The 16876-nt window shown below is 62.3% G+C and carries 15 protein-coding genes; 8 read left to right on the forward strand and 7 right to left on the reverse strand.

What is annotated here, in order from left to right; translation table 11 throughout:
* The gene (locus RM533_RS01555; protein ID WP_311339423.1) at positions 1-1758 is read right to left on the reverse strand and encodes a DUF885 domain-containing protein; all 1758 of its coding nucleotides are present in this window, start codon (positions 1756-1758) and stop codon (positions 1-3) included.
* Between the two features lie 289 nt (positions 1759-2047).
* Here RM533_RS01555 and RM533_RS01560 point away from each other — a divergent pair, with 289 nt between their 5' ends.
* The 3 genes from RM533_RS01560 to ligA all read left to right on the forward strand — a co-directional run bounded on the left by RM533_RS01560 (position 2048) and on the right by ligA (position 6911).
* Positions 2048-2869: an outer membrane protein assembly factor BamD gene (locus RM533_RS01560; protein WP_311339424.1), complete on the forward strand. Its 822-nt coding sequence runs from the start codon at positions 2048-2050 to the stop codon at positions 2867-2869.
* 225 nt (positions 2870-3094) lie between these two features.
* Positions 3095-4813, forward strand: a complete 1719-nt coding sequence (gene recN / locus RM533_RS01565; RefSeq protein WP_311339425.1) for a DNA repair protein RecN — start codon at positions 3095-3097, stop codon at positions 4811-4813.
* Positions 4814-4823: 10 nt separating this feature from the next.
* Positions 4824-6911, forward strand: a complete 2088-nt coding sequence (gene ligA, locus RM533_RS01570) for an NAD-dependent DNA ligase LigA (protein WP_311339426.1) — start codon at positions 4824-4826, stop codon at positions 6909-6911.
* Positions 6912-6993: 82 nt separating this feature from the next.
* Here ligA and sdhA read toward each other — a convergent pair whose 3' ends face one another.
* The 3 genes from sdhA to sdhC are packed head-to-tail and all read right to left on the reverse strand — an operon-like array spanning position 6994 to position 9621.
* A complete protein-coding gene (gene sdhA / locus RM533_RS01575; protein WP_311339427.1) occupies positions 6994-8814 on the reverse strand; it encodes a succinate dehydrogenase flavoprotein subunit in 1821 nt (606 codons plus the stop codon).
* Positions 8815-9195 carry a succinate dehydrogenase, hydrophobic membrane anchor protein gene (gene sdhD / locus RM533_RS01580; protein WP_311339428.1) on the reverse strand — a complete coding sequence of 127 codons (381 nt, stop codon included), beginning with the start codon at positions 9193-9195 and terminating at the stop codon, positions 8815-8817.
* Positions 9196-9210: 15 nt separating this feature from the next.
* Positions 9211-9621: a succinate dehydrogenase, cytochrome b556 subunit gene (sdhC, locus tag RM533_RS01585; protein ID WP_311339429.1), complete on the reverse strand. Its 411-nt coding sequence runs from the start codon at positions 9619-9621 to the stop codon at positions 9211-9213.
* Positions 9622-9821: 200 nt separating this feature from the next.
* Between sdhC and RM533_RS01590 the strand changes: the two genes are divergently transcribed.
* Genes RM533_RS01590 through RM533_RS01600 form a run of 3 tightly spaced genes read left to right on the forward strand, consistent with a single transcriptional unit; the run spans position 9822 to position 12249 of the window.
* Entirely contained in the window at positions 9822-10622 is an 801-nt protein-coding gene (locus RM533_RS01590; protein WP_311339430.1) for an SDR family NAD(P)-dependent oxidoreductase, read from the forward strand.
* Positions 10619-11554, forward strand: coding sequence for a 50S ribosomal protein L11 methyltransferase (locus RM533_RS01595; protein ID WP_311339431.1), 936 nt, complete (start codon positions 10619-10621; stop codon positions 11552-11554). The genes RM533_RS01590 and RM533_RS01595 overlap by 4 nt, the downstream gene beginning before the upstream one ends.
* Positions 11515-12249 (forward strand): DUF2459 domain-containing protein, encoded by a 735-nt coding sequence (locus tag RM533_RS01600; RefSeq protein ID WP_311339432.1) that lies wholly within the window; start codon positions 11515-11517, stop codon positions 12247-12249. The genes RM533_RS01595 and RM533_RS01600 overlap by 40 nt, the downstream gene beginning before the upstream one ends.
* Before the next feature lie 34 nt (positions 12250-12283).
* Here the strand turns inward: RM533_RS01600 and RM533_RS01605 are convergent, their stop codons facing one another.
* The 3 genes from RM533_RS01605 to ypfJ are packed head-to-tail and all read right to left on the reverse strand — an operon-like array spanning position 12284 to position 14873.
* Positions 12284-13405 carry an ion channel gene (locus RM533_RS01605; RefSeq protein WP_311339433.1) on the reverse strand — a complete coding sequence of 374 codons (1122 nt, stop codon included), beginning with the start codon at positions 13403-13405 and terminating at the stop codon, positions 12284-12286.
* Positions 13402-14016, reverse strand: coding sequence for a hypothetical protein (locus RM533_RS01610; protein ID WP_311339434.1), 615 nt, complete (start codon positions 14014-14016; stop codon positions 13402-13404). Before RM533_RS01610 ends, RM533_RS01605 begins: the two co-directional genes overlap by 4 nt.
* On the reverse strand, positions 13986-14873 hold the full coding sequence (gene ypfJ, locus RM533_RS01615) for a KPN_02809 family neutral zinc metallopeptidase (protein ID WP_311339435.1): 888 nt from the start codon (positions 14871-14873) through the stop codon (positions 13986-13988). The genes RM533_RS01610 and ypfJ overlap by 31 nt, the downstream gene beginning before the upstream one ends.
* Before the next feature lie 68 nt (positions 14874-14941).
* On the opposite strand from ypfJ, the gene RM533_RS01620 reads away from it, so the two are divergent.
* Together RM533_RS01620 and RM533_RS01625 are read left to right on the forward strand one after the other, a co-directional pair.
* Entirely contained in the window at positions 14942-15733 is a 792-nt protein-coding gene (locus RM533_RS01620; RefSeq protein WP_311339436.1) for a 3-hydroxybutyrate dehydrogenase, read from the forward strand.
* A 27-nt stretch (positions 15734-15760) separates the two neighbouring features.
* On the forward strand, positions 15761-16849 hold the full coding sequence (locus tag RM533_RS01625; RefSeq protein ID WP_311339437.1) for a M28 family peptidase: 1089 nt from the start codon (positions 15761-15763) through the stop codon (positions 16847-16849).
* Positions 16850-16876: the final 27 nt, after the last annotated feature.

Consider the following 16876-nt stretch of genomic DNA (forward strand, 5'->3'; position numbering starts at 1 on the left):
TCAGGCGTTCTTCTGCGCTGTGATCCAGCGTTCGATCTGCGTGTCCAGCACGTCGAGCGGTACCGGCCCCTGCGCCAGGACAGCATCGTTGAAAGCCGCGAGGCTGAACTTCGGCCCGAGTTCCTGTTCCGCCCGTTCCCGCAATTGCCTGATTTTCAGTTCGCCCAGCTTGTAGCCAAGCGCCTGTCCCGGCCAGCTGATGTAACGGTTCACCTCTGCATCGATGTTGGCTGCCGACAGTGCCGTATTCTCGGTCATGAAGGCGACCGCCTGCTCCTTGGTCCAGCCAAGCGCATGAATGCCGGTGTCGACCACGAGGCGTGTGGCCCGCCACATCTCGTAGGACAGGCGCCCGTAATCCTTTTCCGGCGTGTCGTAGATGCCCATGTCCAGCCCCAGCCTCTCTGCATACAGGCCCCAGCCTTCGGTAAAGGCAGTGAAATAGGCAAATTCGCGCCGCAACGGATGCAGGGCAAGTTCCTGCTGAAGCGCGATCTGGTGATGATGGCCGGGGACCGCCTCATGCGCTGTCAATGCGGGCAGTTCCCACAATGGCCGCTGGTCAAGCTTGGACGTGTTGACGTAATAATGACCTGCAACGCCGTTAACCGGGCTGCCCGAGGAGTAATACGCGGTTGTCGTTCCTTCCGCCGTTTCGGCAGGGACGGCCCTGATGCCGTAAGGCAGGCGGGGCAGCAGGTTGAAATAGGCTGGCATCAACCCGTCGAGTGCCTTTGCCTGCGCAGAAGCTGCCGCCAGCAATTCTTCGGGGGTGGTTGCGTAATAGGCAGGGTCGGTGCGCAGCTTGTCGACAAAGGCTGCCCGGTCGCGATAACCCGCCGTGGCCGCAACCGTCTCCATTTCAGCCGCGATGCGCGCCACTTCGGCAAGGCCGATGTCATGCACCTGCTGTGGGGTCAGATCGGTCGTGGTGCTCGCCCCGACACGAAAGGCGTAAAAAGCCGCACCGTCGGGCTGCGCCAGTGCGCCTGCTGCCTTGGCACAGCGGGGCAGATATTCATCGCGGATGTAGTCCGCAGCTTTGCCATAAGCAGGAGCAACCGTCCTGCTGATCGTTGCGCGCGCACGTTCCTGTAACGCGGCCCATTGTTCTTGTGTCAGATCTGCGGGGCGGGTGCGGGCAAACGGCCGGTAGAACCGGGTTTCCTCGGGCGCGGCAGCGACGGCGCCGCGGATCGAACCTTCCACGCCGCCAACAGCGACGCAGGGCAGCGCGTGACCTGCGGCGAGCGCCGCGCCGGTATTGGCCACCACCTGACTGCTGGCGGCGGGGATGGCCTCAAGGCGGGCGAGATATTCCTCGTAATCCAGACCCTTAACAAATTGCATGGAATTGCTGATTTCTGCCCAGCCCTGCCAGGGCGAGTAATAGCTGGAAAAGGCGAGCAGTCGCTGGCCAAAGCCGTTCATTGCCATAGTCTCTTCGAGAAGCCGCCTGACAATGGCGTGATCTGCCTGATCCTCCGGCGACAATCCGGCCACATCGATCGTGTTCAGCCGGGCAAGGAACGCAGCCGCCTGCGCTGCGCGGGCATCCATCGCTGCAGGAGAATAATCGCCCAGAAGTCGATCGTAATCTTCCACGCCCGCGGCAGAAGCGGCAACCGGATCGGCCTTGAGCCTGGCTGCGTAGATGTCGTCCATCAGCCGGTCGAGATCGTCTGCAGGTGCTGCCTGTGCGACAGGAGCGGCAATGGCGCAGCACGCGGCGGCCAGGGCAAGAAGATGTTTCTGCATGCGATGATGTTCCATGAAAGGCGCGGCGGTTTGCCGCAAGGCGGGTTGCGCCGGGTGGTGGTGCAGACAGGCAGACTGCCAAGCGGCGCAATGTTGCGCAAGTGGCAACCGCGTTTCTGCGCAGCACCGAGGCAGCTAGCGCGGCATCAATGCAACATTGGCAACATCAAGGTAGCTTCGCGCAGCTTGAAGAAAGGCTGTTTTCGAAGACAGGCAGCTTCTGAAGAGAGGCGGCCAGCGCTCTCAAGCTTCACTTGGCGTTCAGGGCGCCGACGGTTATAGGGAAGAGATGATCCATGCCTTGCGCCCGGTGCCCTGCCGCACGTCCCGCCCGTTTTCCCGTAGCCTCAATGTGGCAATTGCCGCAGCGCTGACCCTTACGGCGGCATGTGGCGGGAGCGCAGGCGCGCAAAAGGACACAGCCTATGTGGCGCGTGACGTGGAATCGCTTTATTTCGCGGCAAAGGAACGGCTTGATCGCGGGCAGGTGAAGCAGGCCGCTGCCTTGTTCGACGAGGTGGAACGTCAGCATCCTTATTCGCCGTGGGCACGCCGGGCGCAGTTGATGAGCGCCTTTTCCTACTATGCGGCGCGCGACTACACCGCTTCCATTCAATCGGCGCAGCGGTTCTTGTCCATCCATCCGGGCAACAAGGATGCGCCTTACGCTTATTACCTTGTCGCGCTGTCCTATTATGAACAGATCAGCGATGTGACTCGTGACCAGCAGATTACCGCTTCTGCCCGGCAGGCCCTGACCGAGGTGGTGCGTCGCTATCCTCAGAGCAATTACGCCAAGGATGCGCGGCTCAAGCTTGATCTTGTGAACGACCATCTTGCAGGCAAGCAGATGACAGTGGGCCGGTTTTACCAACGGACAGGCAAGTGGCTGGCGGCGTCGCTGCGGTTTCGCGATGTCGTTTCCGATTATCAGACGACCAGCCACACTCCCGAAGCGTTATACCGTCTTACCGAAAGCTATCTGGCGCTCGGCATCCCGGAGGAGGCCAAGAAATCGGCTGCGGTGCTGGCTGCCAATTACCCCGGCAGCGAATGGTACAAGGAAGCCTACCGGCTGATGCAGGCCAAGGCGCCGAATTACGTCGGCTGATCCGGGCGCTCTCTTGCTCCAGTTTTCCGGTCATTACCCGAGCGATCGCCTGAGCACTGCAATTCCCGCCGCAAGCGCTTTGTATCGCACTGATGCCGGGCAGTCACTGATCATCGGTTTGTTCGTCATTATCTCCTCAGGTCTGGCCGGACGCCATGCAGGGCCGCTGCAGGCGTCTGGACTGTGTCGAGCGGTGCCAGTGACCTGCGCAAAGGATCAGGCGCGATGCTGACTTCCCTTGCGATCCGCAACATCGTTCTCATCGAGGCGCTCGATCTTGCATTCGGGCGCGGGCTTGGCGTGCTGACCGGCGAAACCGGCGCAGGCAAATCCATCCTGCTGGACGCGCTTGGCCTCGTGCTTGGCAATCGCGCGGACAGTGCGCTGGTGCGCGCCGGCGCCAACGAGGCCAGCGTGACGGCACTGTTTGAATTTGCCTCCCTGCCGGCTGGCATGGCGCAGGTGCTTGAAGATGGCGGTATCGAGATCGAGGAAGGTGAGCCGCTGATCCTGCGCCGCACCATCAAGGTGGACAGCGCCACTGGCGAAGGTGCCGGGTCCAAGGCGTTCGTCAACGCGCAGCCTGTCGGCGTTGCCGTGCTGCGCGCGATTGCGCCGTTCCTGGTCGAACTGCATGGTCAGCATGATGACCGGGGGCTGGTGAACCCGCGCGGGCACCGCATTCTGCTCACCCGTTATGCCGAGGCGGACGAAGCCGAGGTTGCCCGGGCATGGCGCAGGTGGCGCAGGGCACAAGAGGCATTGCTCGCCGCTCGGCAAACCGCCGACACCGCTGCTGCCGAGCAGGACCTGTTCCTGGCGCATCTGGAAGAGCTCAATGCGCTGGCTCCGGTCCCGGGAGAAGAGGAGGAGTTGGCCCTTGCGCGCGCCGACATGCAGAAGGGTGAACGTCTGTCGGGTGATCTGGACACGCTGCGCCATCTTTGGGCCGGATCCGACAGCGCGCTGGCGCAATTGCGCAGCGCGGCGCGCCAGCTTGACCGGATCGCGCCGGAACACCCGCTGCTGGCGCAGGCGTTGGAAGCACTGGACCGCTGCATCGTCGAGGGTGGAGAGGCAGAGGAGCATATCGCACGCGCCGCCGAAGTGCTCAGCCATGATCCGGAGCGGCTCGACACGACCGAGCGGCGCCTGTTCGACCTGCGGGCGGCAGCGCGCAAGCATGATTGCGCGGTGGACGAACTTGCCGGACGCATGGTGGACTTGCGGGCAGCGCTTGACGCCATCGAAGGCGGCGAACACCGCCTGCGCGAACTTGAGAAGGACGCGGCCGAGGCAGCAGAAGCGTATCGCAACCTTGCCGAAGCGTTGAGTGCTCAGCGCCTCGCAGCGGCGCGGTGGCTTGATGCGGCGGTGGCAGCAGAGCTTGCACCGCTCAAGCTGGATGCCGCGCGGTTCCAGACTGCCGTCACCCCGCTGGAGGAGGAGCGGTGGGGGCCGCACGGCATGGACAATGTGGAGTTCCTGATCGCCACGAACCCGGGCGCTCCTTTTGCCCCGCTTGCCAAGATCGCGAGCGGGGGCGAGTTGTCGCGATTCATCCTTGCGCTCAAGGTGGCGCTGGCCGAGCAGGGCGGTGCGGCTGTCATCATTTTCGACGAAATCGACCGGGGTGTTGGCGGCGCGGTGGCAAGCGCCATTGGCGAACGGTTGGCCCGGCTTGCCACCGGCGGGCAACTGCTTGCTGTAACGCATAGTCCGCAAGTGGCGGCACGCGGCGACACACATTACCTGATCGCCAAATCGAGCGGGAAGCCTGTGCTGGCGCAGAAATCCCTGCCTGCAGATGCAATGGTCACGCGAACGTCGGTTGTGCAATTGTCGACCGAGCAGCGGCAGGAGGAAATTGCACGGATGCTGTCAGGCGCGCAAGTCACGCCCGAAGCCCGCGCGCAGGCCGAACGCCTGCTGGAACATGGCTGAACGAGGGTGCATGACCGCGATGACTGATGAGGAAAGCCGCGGAACTGCAGCAGGTGAAGCGGACGCTGCAAACGAGATGATGCGGCTTGCGCGGCGCATAAACCGTGCCAACCGACTTTATCATGCCGATGACGCCCCTGAACTGACGGACGCCGAATATGATGCACTGGTCCGGCGGCTGGCCGGGCTTGAGGCACGCCATCCCCATCTCGCGCGCGCGGACAGCCCTTTGCACGCGGTCGGCCATGCGATCGGTGCGTCACCACTGACGAAGGTGACGCATGAGATGCGCATGCTTAGCCTCGACAATGCGTTCAACGATGAGGAGGTTGCCGAGTTCATTGCGCGCGTCCGCCGGTTCCTGTCGCTGTCGCAGGATGCGCCACTTGCTTTTACAGCAGAGGACAAGATCGACGGACTATCCTGTTCGTTGCGGTATGAACAAGGCCAGTTGGTTCAGGCAGCGACCCGAGGCGACGGGCAGGTCGGCGAAGATGTAACCGCCAATGTTGCGCACATTGGCGATATTCCGCAATTGCTGGCCGGTGATGTGCCTGCCCTGTTTGAGATCAGGGGTGAGGTGTACATGAGCAAGGCAGATTTCGATACGCTGAACGCAACGCAACAGGCAGCCGACGGCAAGACTTTCGCCAATCCGCGAAATGCTGCGGCAGGATCATTGCGTCAGAAAGACGCCAGCGTGACAGCGCAGCGCAAGCTGCGTTTCATGGCGCATGGCTGGGGTGCGGCATCGGCAGTGCCCGCAACGTCGCAGTTTGCGGTAATGCAGCAGATCGCGCAGTGGGGGGTGCCCGTTTCGCGTCTGCTTGCTTGCGTGGAAGGCGCAACGCAGCTGCGCGCGCACTATGATGCCATCGCCGAAGCACGTCCGACGCTCGATCATGAGATCGACGGCGTGGTGTACAAGGTGGACCGGCTCGACTGGCAGCAGCGTCTGGGTGAAGTTGCAAAGGCGCCACGTTGGGCGATTGCGCGCAAATTTCCCGCTGAACGCGCTGATACCGTGCTGGAGGCGATCGATGTGCAGGTCGGTCGCACCGGCAAGCTGACGCCTGTGGGCAGGCTGGCTCCGGTGCTGGTCGGCGGTGTCACTGTTACCAATGTAACGTTGCACAATCGTGATGAAATCGGCAGGCTCGGGGTTCGTCCCGGTGACCGGGTGAGGATCCAGCGCGCAGGCGATGTCATCCCGCAGGTTGTCGCTAATCTGACCCCTGACGTGGCGCGGCCCGACTTCGCGTTTCCCGACCATTGCCCGCAGTGCGGCAGCGAAGCCGTGGCGCAGGAAGGTGAGGTCGACGTGCGATGCACGGGCGGGTTGATCTGTCCTGCTCAACGCACGCAGCGGCTCGAGCATTTCGTCAGCCGGGCTGCCCTTGACATCGAGGGGCTGGGGGAGCGGACCATCGCCGACTTTTTCGCCCGCGGCTGGGTTGAAAGCCCGGCCGATATATTCCGGCTGCACGAGCAGCGCGCCCGGATTGCCGCGCTTGACGGATGGCAGGACAGATCTGTGGATAAGCTGTTGATGGCGGTGGAAAGCCGGCGCAGTCCAGATGCAGCTAGGCTGCTGTTCGGTCTTGGCATTCGGCATGTAGGGGCGGTCACCGCGCGCGACCTGATGAAGGAATTCGTGACGCTCGATGCGTTGCGGACTGCTGCTGTTGCGGCACATGCAGGCGACGAAGCCGCCGCTGCGCGCATCACCGGCATTGACGGGGTGGGATTGGCGGTGCTGTCAGCGCTGGGCAATTTCTTTCACGAGCCGCATAACGTCGAGGTGTGGGACGATCTGCTGACGCAGGTGTCACCGCCGGCTTATGCAGTGGAAGTGCGGGAAAGTCCGGTTGCGGGCAAGGTCCTGGTGTTCACAGGCAAGCTGGAGACCATCAGCCGGGACGAAGCAAAGGCGCAGGCCGAACGCCTTGGGGCACGGACTGCAGGCTCGGTTTCCGTGCGTACCGATCTGATCGTTGCGGGGCCAGGAGCAGGTTCAAAGCTCAAGAAAGCGGCCGAACTGGGCATCGAAATCATCGATGAGGCTGCCTGGGCTGAGATTGTCGCGGCCGCCGGTTGAGCAGGGCGCCAGACAAGCTTGCCGCGTAAATGGCAAATCCGCCGCCGAAAATTGCTCCAGCGGCGGGCAATTGTCCGCGCGATCAGTAAACGCGTTTTTTCGGTTCGATGTAATCGATGTCGTCGGTAAGTGTATATTCGTGCACCGGGCGGTAATCGATCCGCACGTCACCGTCCTTGCCACCCCAGCCGTTGAACCATACCGCTGTGTGCTTCATCCAGTTGGCGTCGTCACGCTCGGGGAAATCCTCATGCGCATGGGCACCGCGGCTCTCCTTGCGATTGAATGCGGAGTGCATCGTGACCGTGGCCTGCGAGATGAGATTGTCCAATTCCATCGTTTCAATAAGGTCCGAGTTCCAGACCAGCGAACGATCGGTCACATGAATATCCTCCATCTGACGATAGATACCGGCAAGCTTGTCCATGCCCTCTGCCATGACCTCGTCAGTGCGGAACACCGCTGCATGGCCAGACATGGTCCGCTGCATCGCCAACCGGATCTGCGCTGTGGGCGAGCCACCATTGGCGTTACGGAAATGGTCAAGCCGCGACAGGGCAAAATCAGCGCTGTCGGTTGGCAGGCTGTCATGACCGGTACCCGGCTTGATCAGCTTTTGCAGGCGGTGGCCAGTGGCGCGGCCGAACACGACCAGATCGATCAGCGAATTGGATCCCAGCCGGTTTGCGCCATGCACTGAAACGCACGCCGCCTCGCCCACGGCGAACAGGCCGGGCACCACGGTTTCTGGATCTCCATCAGGTCCGATGGTCACGACTTCCCCATGATAGTTCGTGGGGATGCCGCCCATGTTGTAATGCACCGTCGGCACCACCGGCAGCGGTTGCCGCGTGAGGTCGACACCGGCGAAGATCTTGCCGCTTTCCGTGATGCCCGGCAGACGCTCTGCAAGGACCGTCGGATCGATGTGGTCGAGGTGGAGGAACATGTGGTCCTTTTCCGGACCAACGCCGCGTCCCTCGCGGATTTCCAGTGCCATGGAGCGCGAGACGACATCACGGCTGGCAAGATCCTTCGCCGAAGGCGCGTAACGCTCCATGAAGCGTTCGCCTTCGGAATTGGTGAGATAGCCGCCTTCACCACGCGCGCCTTCGGTGATGAGCACGCCAGCGCCATAGATGCCGGTCGGGTGGAACTGCACGAATTCCATGTCCTGCAACGGCAGACCGGCGCGCAGCACCATGCCGCCGCCGTCACCGGTGCAGGTATGCGCCGAAGTGGCGGTAAAATAGGTGCGGCCATAGCCACCCGTTGCCAGCACGACCGCATGGCCGCGGAACCGGTGAATGGAGCCGTCATCCATGCACATGGCGATGACGCCCTTGCACTCGCCATTGACCATGATGAGGTCGATCGCGAAATATTCGATGAAGAAATCCGCGTCGTACTTCAGCGATTGCTGATACAATGCATGCAGCATCGCATGACCGGTGCGGTCGGCCGCGGCGCAGGTGCGCTGGACCGGCGGGCCTGCGCCCATGTTCTGCATGTGCCCGCCGAACGGGCGTTGATAGATCGTGCCTTCAGGGTTGCGGGAAAACGGCACGCCGGCATGTTCAAGCTCGTACACTGCCTGCGGGGCTTCACGCACGAGATATTCAATGGCGTCCTGATCGCCCAGCCAGTCCGATCCCTTGACAGTGTCGTACATGTGCCACGACCAATGGTCGGGCGTGTTGTTGCCAAGGCTGGCAGCGATGCCGCCCTGCGCCGCAACGGTGTGCGACCGGGTGGGGAATACCTTGGTAATGCAGGCGGTTTTCAGCCCCGCCTCCGCGCTGCCCATCGTGGCGCGCAAGCCTGATCCACCCGCGCCAACCACGATGGTGTCATAGGTATGATCGATAATCTTGTAGGCAGGCTGTACGTTAATCTCGGCCATTCAAACGGCTCCCAGCGCGATGCGGATCACAGCGACGATGCCGAACACGGCCGCTGCCACGAAGATAAGGTTCAACAGCAGGATCGCAACAAACCGGTTTGCGCCATGTACATAATCTTCCAGCATGACCTGCATTCCCAGCCGGGCATGCCAGAAGGTGGAGATGATCAGCAGCACCATTGCGGTCGCGGCAAACGGACTGGCCAGCCAGCTTGCCATGGCAAGATAGCTGTAGCCGGGCATCAGCAGCAGGCTGAACACCAGCCACAGCACCAGCACGAGATTGCCGGCCGCGGTAAAGCGTTGCAGCAACCAGTGATGGGTGCCCTGATGCGCGGAGCCGAGGCCGCGCACCTTGCCGATTCTGGTTCCATTACCCATTGTGTCGCACTTCCCTTACTTCAGCAGGATAACCAGCCAGAATGCCACCGTCAGCACGACACCGCAAACGATCGAGATGATCGCTGCGCGGTTGTTGCGCTCTACCTCAAACCCTGCACCAACATCCATCACCAGGTGCCGGATCCCCGAACACATGTGATTGAAGAACGACCAGCTGATCCCGATCAGCACAATGATGCCCACAGGATTGCCCATCACGGCAGCAAACACGGCATAGGCTTGCGGGCCGGCCGCAATCGCGCCCAGCATCCACAGCAGGATCAGCAATCCCAATGTCGCCATCGCGTTGCCGGTCACCCGGTGCAGGATGGAGGACAGCATTGCCGGACCCCATTTCCAGATCGAGAGGTGCGGCGATAACGGACGGGGCCGCGCATACCGGTTCCCGCCTCTTGCATCTGCCATGTCGTGTCCCCTGGTTCATGGTCTGCGCCGCGGTCATGCCGGGCCAGATTTGAAAAATGCGCAACGCAAGCCTGCGCCAAAGTGGCTGTTCCATGCGCGAATGGCACCTTGGCACTGCATAGGCAAGCGCCAATCGGACTATTGAGAACGCATCGCACCACGCCTTGCCGACCAGCAGCAATACGGGTAATTGCCGGCCGATGATCAAGCCTGCAACAGCCAATGATGCGACCGGTCGCGGTCCGCCCGTCGCGCTTGTCACCGGAAGCACCCGCGGCATTGGCAAGGCCATTGCCAACAGCCTTGAAGCGCGCGGCGTCACCGTGCTTCGTCATGGCAGCGGTGCTCGTGCCGGTGAAACGGGCGCGCCGGATGGCGAAGCGGCAAGGCAGGGCGCGCTTCTGCCGATCATGGCGGATTTCGATGATCCTGCAGCGCCGGCGCAATTGTGGGAGACCGCGCTGCAGCAGGCAGGCGGGACCATCGACATCTTGGTGAACAATGCCGGTCTGTTCGCCGCCAATCCAATCGGCGGTTCGGACATAAAATGGCTGGACGAATGGGACCGCACCCTGCGCATCAATCTTACCGCAGCCGCGCAATTGTCGCGCCTTGCCGTGCGGCACTGGCTGGAGACGAAACAAGGGACCGGACGACTGGTCAATATCGCCAGTCGGGCTGCCTATCGGGGAGACTCGCCTGAACATTGGCATTATGCAGCGGCGAAGTCGGGCCTGGTGGCGATGACCAAAACTGTCGCACGAAGCTATGCTGCCGATGGCGTGCTGGCCTTTGCCATATGCCCCGGCTTTGTCGACACTGCCCCTGCCGGCGATTATCTGGAGAGCAGGGGCGGGCCCAAACTGCTTGCGGACATTCCGCTCGGCCGGGTTGCGCTTCCCGAGGAGATTGCCAGCATCGCGGGGTTCTGCGCGCTGGATGCACCGCATAGCATGACAGGCGCGGTGATTGACGCCAATGGGGCAAGCTTCGTCAGATGACAGCATGGAAGATCACATTGCTTGCCTCGCGTGATGTGGTGCAGGCGGCGCTGCTTGCGCATGAGGAGCTTGAGCAGTGGGACCAGTCCATCGTGATCGCTGCGTGTGAACTTGCCGAGGACCGCCCGCTGGAGTGGCGCCTCGATGCCTATCTGGAGCGTCGGCCGACTGCGGCTGACCGACGCGCTATTGCCGCCTTGTTCGGCAATGATGCGCCCGCCATGCATGCAGAACCATTGCCGCAGCAGGATTGGGTCACCCTGAGCCAGGCTGGCGTTGACCCCGTACACGCCGGGCGGTTCTGTGTTCACACGCCCGATCATGCGCCAGAACAGCTTGCAGCCGGTGGGGATCGGCCAGCTATCCGACTTGTCATTCCGGCCAGCCAGGCGTTCGGCACAGGGCAGCACCATACCACGGCAGGCTGTCTGGAGATGCTGGACCTGATGAAGCGCGAAGGCGTCATTGCGCGCAATATTGCCGACATCGGAACAGGCACGGGGCTGCTCGCTTTTGCGGCCATGGCGCTGTGGCCGCGGGCACTTGCCACTGCCAGCGACATCGACGACGTCTGCCTGCAAGTGGTGCTGGATAACGCGGCGCTCAACCATGTGTCGATCGGCGAAGGGCCGGGCCGGCTTGTCATGACCATCGCTACAGGAATGGAATCGCCCATATTGGCATCGCGCACGCCTTACGACCTGCTGATCGCGAATATCCTGGCGGGGCCGTTGGTCGACCTAGCCGCTGATTTTGGCCGCGCCGTTGTTCCCGGCGGCAATCTGCTGCTGGCGGGGCTGTTGACGACGCAGGAGCAAGGCGTGCAGCGCGCTGCATTCCGCTCCGGCTTCCGGCTTGCCCGGCGCATCGTTCGTGGCGATTGGTCAGTCCTGTGGCTGCGCAAGCGCGGCGTTCGCCCGTTCGTGCTCTGACGCGCGTCACCCGCTTTCTGGCGGGCGGGATTGCGGTGCTGCTCGGCTGCTATTTCCTTGTGGGCTGGCTTGCGTCAAGCGTGCCGCGAAATGGCGGCTGGCAGGCATCCAGCGCACCCGATGCCATAGAGATCATGATCGGCACCAATGGCGTGCACACCGAGATCATCCTGCCACAACGGGCTGCGGGAGTGGACTGGACACATGTGCTGCCGCCTGCAGACCTTGCGGTGAACAGGCAGGGACTGCCGCACAGGGGCTACACCCATGTGGGGATCAGCTGGGGTGAGAGGGAGATATTTCTCGACACGCCGACCTGGGCCGATCTGTCGCCTTTTGCCGTGCTGCGCATTGTGACCCGCGGCGGCTCGGCCCTGCTGCATGTGGCGCATTATGTGCGGCCTGCACCTTCACGAAATTACCGCCCATTGCGCATCAGCCGTGCCGAATATCAGCAACTGGCCACCGCAATCATGGCGACGCTGCCGCCGCGCCGGCCCGATCGGAAACGCCCGGTTTATGCAGGCTATACAGCTCAGGACGTGTTTTACGATGCGAGGGGCACCTATACGATCTTCAGGACCTGTAACCAATGGACCAGCGAACGACTCGCCGGGGCGGGCATAAAGACCGGGTGGTGGACGCCGTTTGCCGGTGGTGTGATGAAATGGGTGCCTGAACCTGGCTCAGGCTGAGCGTTGCGAGCAGGCGCACGCATCTGCTCTGTCATCAGTTATCGGCGGTAAGCTGCCGCTCCACGCGGGCTTGCCAGGCAGGAGACAGGATGACGCGATCGATCTCGGTGCGCAGCTTCTCGGCGTCATGGAGCCTGAAAACCGGCATGACCACAGACCGGCTCGTTTTCAATATGCTGCGGCCTCCTGCCTGCTGCCTTGCCGGCACATAGGGGTAAGCGACGGCATCGACCTGGTCCTGGTCCAGCGCGCGCAGGGCGTGCGCAAGACTGTCGAACGGCACGATCCGCTTCGCGCCGTCCAGATCCTGCTCGTCTATCGCCATACCTCTGACGATGCCGACCCGCTGCTCCTGGACCGTTTGGGCAAGATCGCCTCCTCCACCGCTTTCCTTGGTCAAGGAGACGAGATAGGCGGTCAGTACTGCCGTCAATGCCATCGAAAACAGCATCCAGATCATGGCAACCACACGGCCACTGACCGTTTTGGGAACAAGATCGCCATAGCCGATGGTGGTGGCAGTCACGCCAGCCCACCAGAAGCCGTCGCCAATCCCTCTGATCTTGCCGGTCTCGGGGTCGAGCGCACCTGGCCCTTTATGTTCCGCCAGCCAGAAAGCCGCTCCTGCGATCAGCAGCAGCAAGCAGATCAGCCCTACGATCTTGAGGAATTGCAGGTTGAAGATGTCGGAAAGGCCGAGCAGGAAATCCCCGCTGGCCGATACGCCAATCAGTCCGACGCTGTCGATGTGGAACGGGAGGCTCTGGGCATCTCCCGGTGCAAGTTGGGCGACGGCGGAAAATGGAAAGGACGCTATGGTCCGATTGCGGGTTTCCTGCGCCATTTCGCCGGGTGACTGCTCGACAAATTCGAACTGGACATTGGCACGGTCGGCCGCAGTACGAAACAGGTCAACTGCAGGGCCGGACCATTGGCCTTCGGCATTCTTGTGAGTGTATGGCTCCATTGCCGTGATTGCCACCTGCTCTGCCGCCAGAGCAGGTGCGGGCAAGACCAGATAAGACGTTCCGATGAACACCAGCAGGAGCGCCAGCATAGCAAATCTCAGCCGCTGAGAAATACGGTGGGCACTTTGCACCAGGATAGTATGTACTGTGCCGCCGGAAAATGGTGCAGCGGTGCGCAAGATGCTCAATCATCGCTCCTGGCTGGTTTATTTTTGTCAGCAATCGGCGCAGGAGAGTTGTTGCGCTGCAGTTCGCGGGAGCGGTGTGCCACCGGATCAAACACATGTCCCTCGGCTGCAGGCCGTGCAGGCCAATCGCAGCCGCGCGCCAGCCCTAATCCCTTGAGGAAGCCGCGCCGTATCAATGCCGCGCCCACGATGCGCTCGAACCGCTTCTGCTCGCTGTTGGCGCCGCTTACTTCACGCACGACGCCGCGAAAAGGGATGAACCCGCCCAGCAGCGATTTTGCAACATTGCCGGCCATGTTCGCGCCGTTCTGCATGTCGGACTTGCGGACTGCAGGCATGTCGATGTCGGGACCAAGGTAGAGGTCAAGGTCGACGACGGCCCTCTCGATGTCGACACAGCGGTTCAGGCCTTGCGCCGAATAGGGGTCGGCCGCGACATCGATGAGCAGCGGCGGAATGTCGTCATTGTGGAGGTTGAAATCACGCAGCGGCTGGGTGGCGATGTCTTCTGCGGAAACATCGTCATTCTGCATGTCCTGCGCAGCGGCAGGCAGTGCAGCTGTCAGCAGGACACCGGCAATCAGCGGCGCAGATCGGCAAAAGTGTCGCATTGGTCCTCGTCTCCGGTGGTGAGCCCGCGTTGCAGCCATTGGGTGCGTTGCGCGCTGGTTCCATGGGTGAAACTTTCAGGCGCCATCCGCTGGCCTGCGTTACGCATCAGCGTATCATCGCCGATTGCGGCGGCGGCGCGCATGCCTTCGTCAAGATCGCCCGGTTCTATCCTGTCGCGGTTTCTTGCCGCCCAGACACCGGCATAGCAATCCGCCTGCAGTTCCATACGCACCTGAAGCTGGTTCGCCGATGAACGGTCCTGCGACTGGGCGCTGCGGACCTGATCGGCGATCCCTGTCAGTTTCTGGACATGGTGGCCGTATTCATGCGCCATGACATAGGCGCGTGCAAAATCGCCGCCGGCGCCGAAGCGGCCCTGCAGATCATCGTAAAAGCTGGTGTCGATATAGATACCTTCATCCGCCGGGCAGTAAAACGGACCCATTGCGGCTTGTGCCGTTCCGCATCCCGAACCGCCGGTGCCATCGTAGAAGTTGAGCACCGGACGGCGAAACGGCAGGTTGGCGGCCATGAACAAAGGTTGCCACGTGTCGTCCAGTGAGGAAAGCGCAGCGCAGCTTTCCAGACTATAGGCGTTGACGGTGCAGCTTTGTTCAAGGGTCTGTCCGCCGTCCTGTCCCGTTGGCGCGCTCTGCGAATTCATGCCGCCCTGCACCTGATCGAACGTGGCAAGGGTCGTGGACGGATCGATCCCGAACACCACGGCGCCGATGATCGCCACGACAACCGCGCCGCAGCCAAGCTTTCCGCCCCCGCCCAGGCCCCCGCCCAGGCCGCCGCCGCTTCGGCGCTGGTCGCGCACACGAATGTTACGGCCAAAATCATTGAGTCGCATTCCGTCTGGTCCCTATACCACGAGCGAATCATCCTACCTTCGGATCAGCCGTGTAAATAGTCGTGGAGATGCAAATGTTCCTTAAGGGAAAAACCGCCCTTGTCACCGGTTCGACATCGGGGATTGGCCTGGCCATTGCCTATGCGCTGGCGGGAGCAGGCGCCGATCTGGTGATCACCGGCATTGGCGAACCAGATGAGATGGAGGACGCGCGCAGGTCTCTTGCCGATCGGCATCGGGTCAAGGCCATTTGCTTGAACGTCGACCTGATCACCCGCGAAGGCACGCACGCGATGGTCGAAGCGGCAAGAGATGCATTCGGCCACGTCGATATACTGGTGAACAATGCAGGAATGCAGCACGTAGCCCCCGTGGATGAATTCCCGCCTGAACGATGGGATCAGATCATTGCTCTCAACCTCACCGCTGCGTTCGATGCCTGCCGCCTGTGCATTCCAATGATGAAGGCGCGGGGCTGGGGGCGCATCATCAACACCGCTTCTGCCCATTCCACGACAGCGTCGCCGTTCAAAGCGGCCTATGTGTCAGCAAAACACGGCCTTGCCGGACTGACCAAGACAATCGCGCTGGAACTTGCACAGCACAACATCACGGCGAACTGCATCAGTCCCGGTTATGTCTGGACGCCGCTGGTGGAAAACCAGATCCCCGACACCATGAAAGCGCGGGGCCTCAGTCGCGAGGCGGTCATCAATGATGTGCTGCTTTCCGGACAGCCTACCAAGAAGTTCTCCCAGCCCGAAGACATTGCTGCGCTCGCGGTCTTCCTGTGCCGGGACGAGGCGCAGAACATGACCGGCAGCAATATCGCCGTCGATGGCGGCTGGACTGCGCAATGATGTGCTTGCCGGCGCTGGTCGGCTGAAATGAAGGGGGCAAGCGCCGCTTTCGCGCTGGCAATGAGCACGCGCCTGTCGCCGTCGGTCCGGTGTGGTGCCCGTTTGCGCGCGCGCATTATCATTGCGCTGGCTCTGGCAGCACTGGCGACAGCTTGCGCCACGCCGCAGACGCAGCAGCCCGGAGTTGCCGAATTGCTGGAGCGGCAGGTGCGCGTTCTTTCATCGGATGATTATGGCGGGCGGGCGCCCGGCACTGTCGATGAGGAGCAGACGCTCGATCATCTGCAGAAAAGCTGGGAGGCGATCGGCCTCTTGTCCGGAACGCATGACCCTGTCAGCCCGTGGCGCGCGTCTTTCACGATCTACCCGGTCGGCAAGGCACCCGTCGTGACGCACAATCTGATCGGGCGGATTGCCGGAACGCAGCCGCACGAGGGAGCGGTGCTCGTGCTTGCGCATTGGGATCATCTTGGCCGGGATACGCCGGCATGCCGCCCGCACCTGTTCGACACCGTGTGCAACGGCGCCATCGACAATGCGACCGGCCTTGCCATGATCACGCAAATAGCGCGCATCCTGGCAGAAGGGCCCCCGATGGCCCGCGACGTCTATGTTCTGGCAACGAGCGGCGAGGAAGCAGGCCTGCTTGGCGCAACCGCTTTTGCCGCCGACCCGCCTGTACCGCTGGGCAAGTTTGTCGCTGCTTTCAATATCGACAGCGAAGGGCTGACACCCACCGGGACTGTTGCGGTGATGATCGGGGATGATGCCGGCCCGCTTGCCGAACTGGTCAGGGCAACCGCCGCTGCCAACGGCGTGCACCTTGCCGACGCAACCAAGGCGAACCGCCTCTACCGGCACCGCCAGGATGGCTGGGCGCTCGAACGTGCCGGGTTGCCAACCGTAATGGTCAGCGCCAGCTTTGCCGACGAGGAGCGGCTCGCGCGATGGATGGCGGGCAGTTACCACCGCGCTGACGACGAAGCGGACGCAGTGGAACTGGGTGGCGCGGTCCGGATGGTGGCGTTGCACGTCGCGCTTGTCAAAGCGGCGGCCGACCCCGAAGTTTATCCTTTCGAATACACCAGCGGCACGCAAACCGTTCCTGCCCCCTAGCGGTGACGCGGCCGGGCAGGTAGAGGC

Source organism: Croceicoccus esteveae, from assembly GCF_031846435.1.
In the GTDB taxonomy this organism is placed as follows: domain Bacteria; phylum Pseudomonadota; class Alphaproteobacteria; order Sphingomonadales; family Sphingomonadaceae; genus Croceicoccus; species Croceicoccus esteveae.

Coding starts and splice junctions, on each gene's coding strand:
- RM533_RS01560 (WP_311339424.1), top strand. CDS start 2,048: ATGATCCATGCCTTGCGCCCGGTGCCCTGCCGCACGTCCCGCCCGTTT.
- ypfJ (WP_311339435.1), bottom strand. CDS start 14,873: ATGCGACTCAATGATTTTGGCCGTAACATTCGTGTGCGCGACCAGCGC.
- recN (WP_311339425.1), top strand. CDS start 3,095: ATGCTGACTTCCCTTGCGATCCGCAACATCGTTCTCATCGAGGCGCTC.
- RM533_RS01625 (WP_311339437.1), top strand. CDS start 15,761: ATGAAGGGGGCAAGCGCCGCTTTCGCGCTGGCAATGAGCACGCGCCTG.
- RM533_RS01555 (WP_311339423.1), bottom strand. CDS start 1,758: ATGCAGAAACATCTTCTTGCCCTGGCCGCCGCGTGCTGCGCCATTGCC.
- RM533_RS01595 (WP_311339431.1), top strand. CDS start 10,619: ATGACAGCATGGAAGATCACATTGCTTGCCTCGCGTGATGTGGTGCAG.
- sdhA (WP_311339427.1), bottom strand. CDS start 8,814: ATGGCCGAGATTAACGTACAGCCTGCCTACAAGATTATCGATCATACC.
- RM533_RS01620 (WP_311339436.1), top strand. CDS start 14,942: ATGCAAATGTTCCTTAAGGGAAAAACCGCCCTTGTCACCGGTTCGACA.
- ligA (WP_311339426.1), top strand. CDS start 4,824: ATGACCGCGATGACTGATGAGGAAAGCCGCGGAACTGCAGCAGGTGAA.
- sdhD (WP_311339428.1), bottom strand. CDS start 9,195: ATGGGTAATGGAACCAGAATCGGCAAGGTGCGCGGCCTCGGCTCCGCG.
- sdhC (WP_311339429.1), bottom strand. CDS start 9,621: ATGGCAGATGCAAGAGGCGGGAACCGGTATGCGCGGCCCCGTCCGTTA.
- RM533_RS01590 (WP_311339430.1), top strand. CDS start 9,822: ATGATCAAGCCTGCAACAGCCAATGATGCGACCGGTCGCGGTCCGCCC.
- RM533_RS01610 (WP_311339434.1), bottom strand. CDS start 14,016: ATGCGACACTTTTGCCGATCTGCGCCGCTGATTGCCGGTGTCCTGCTG.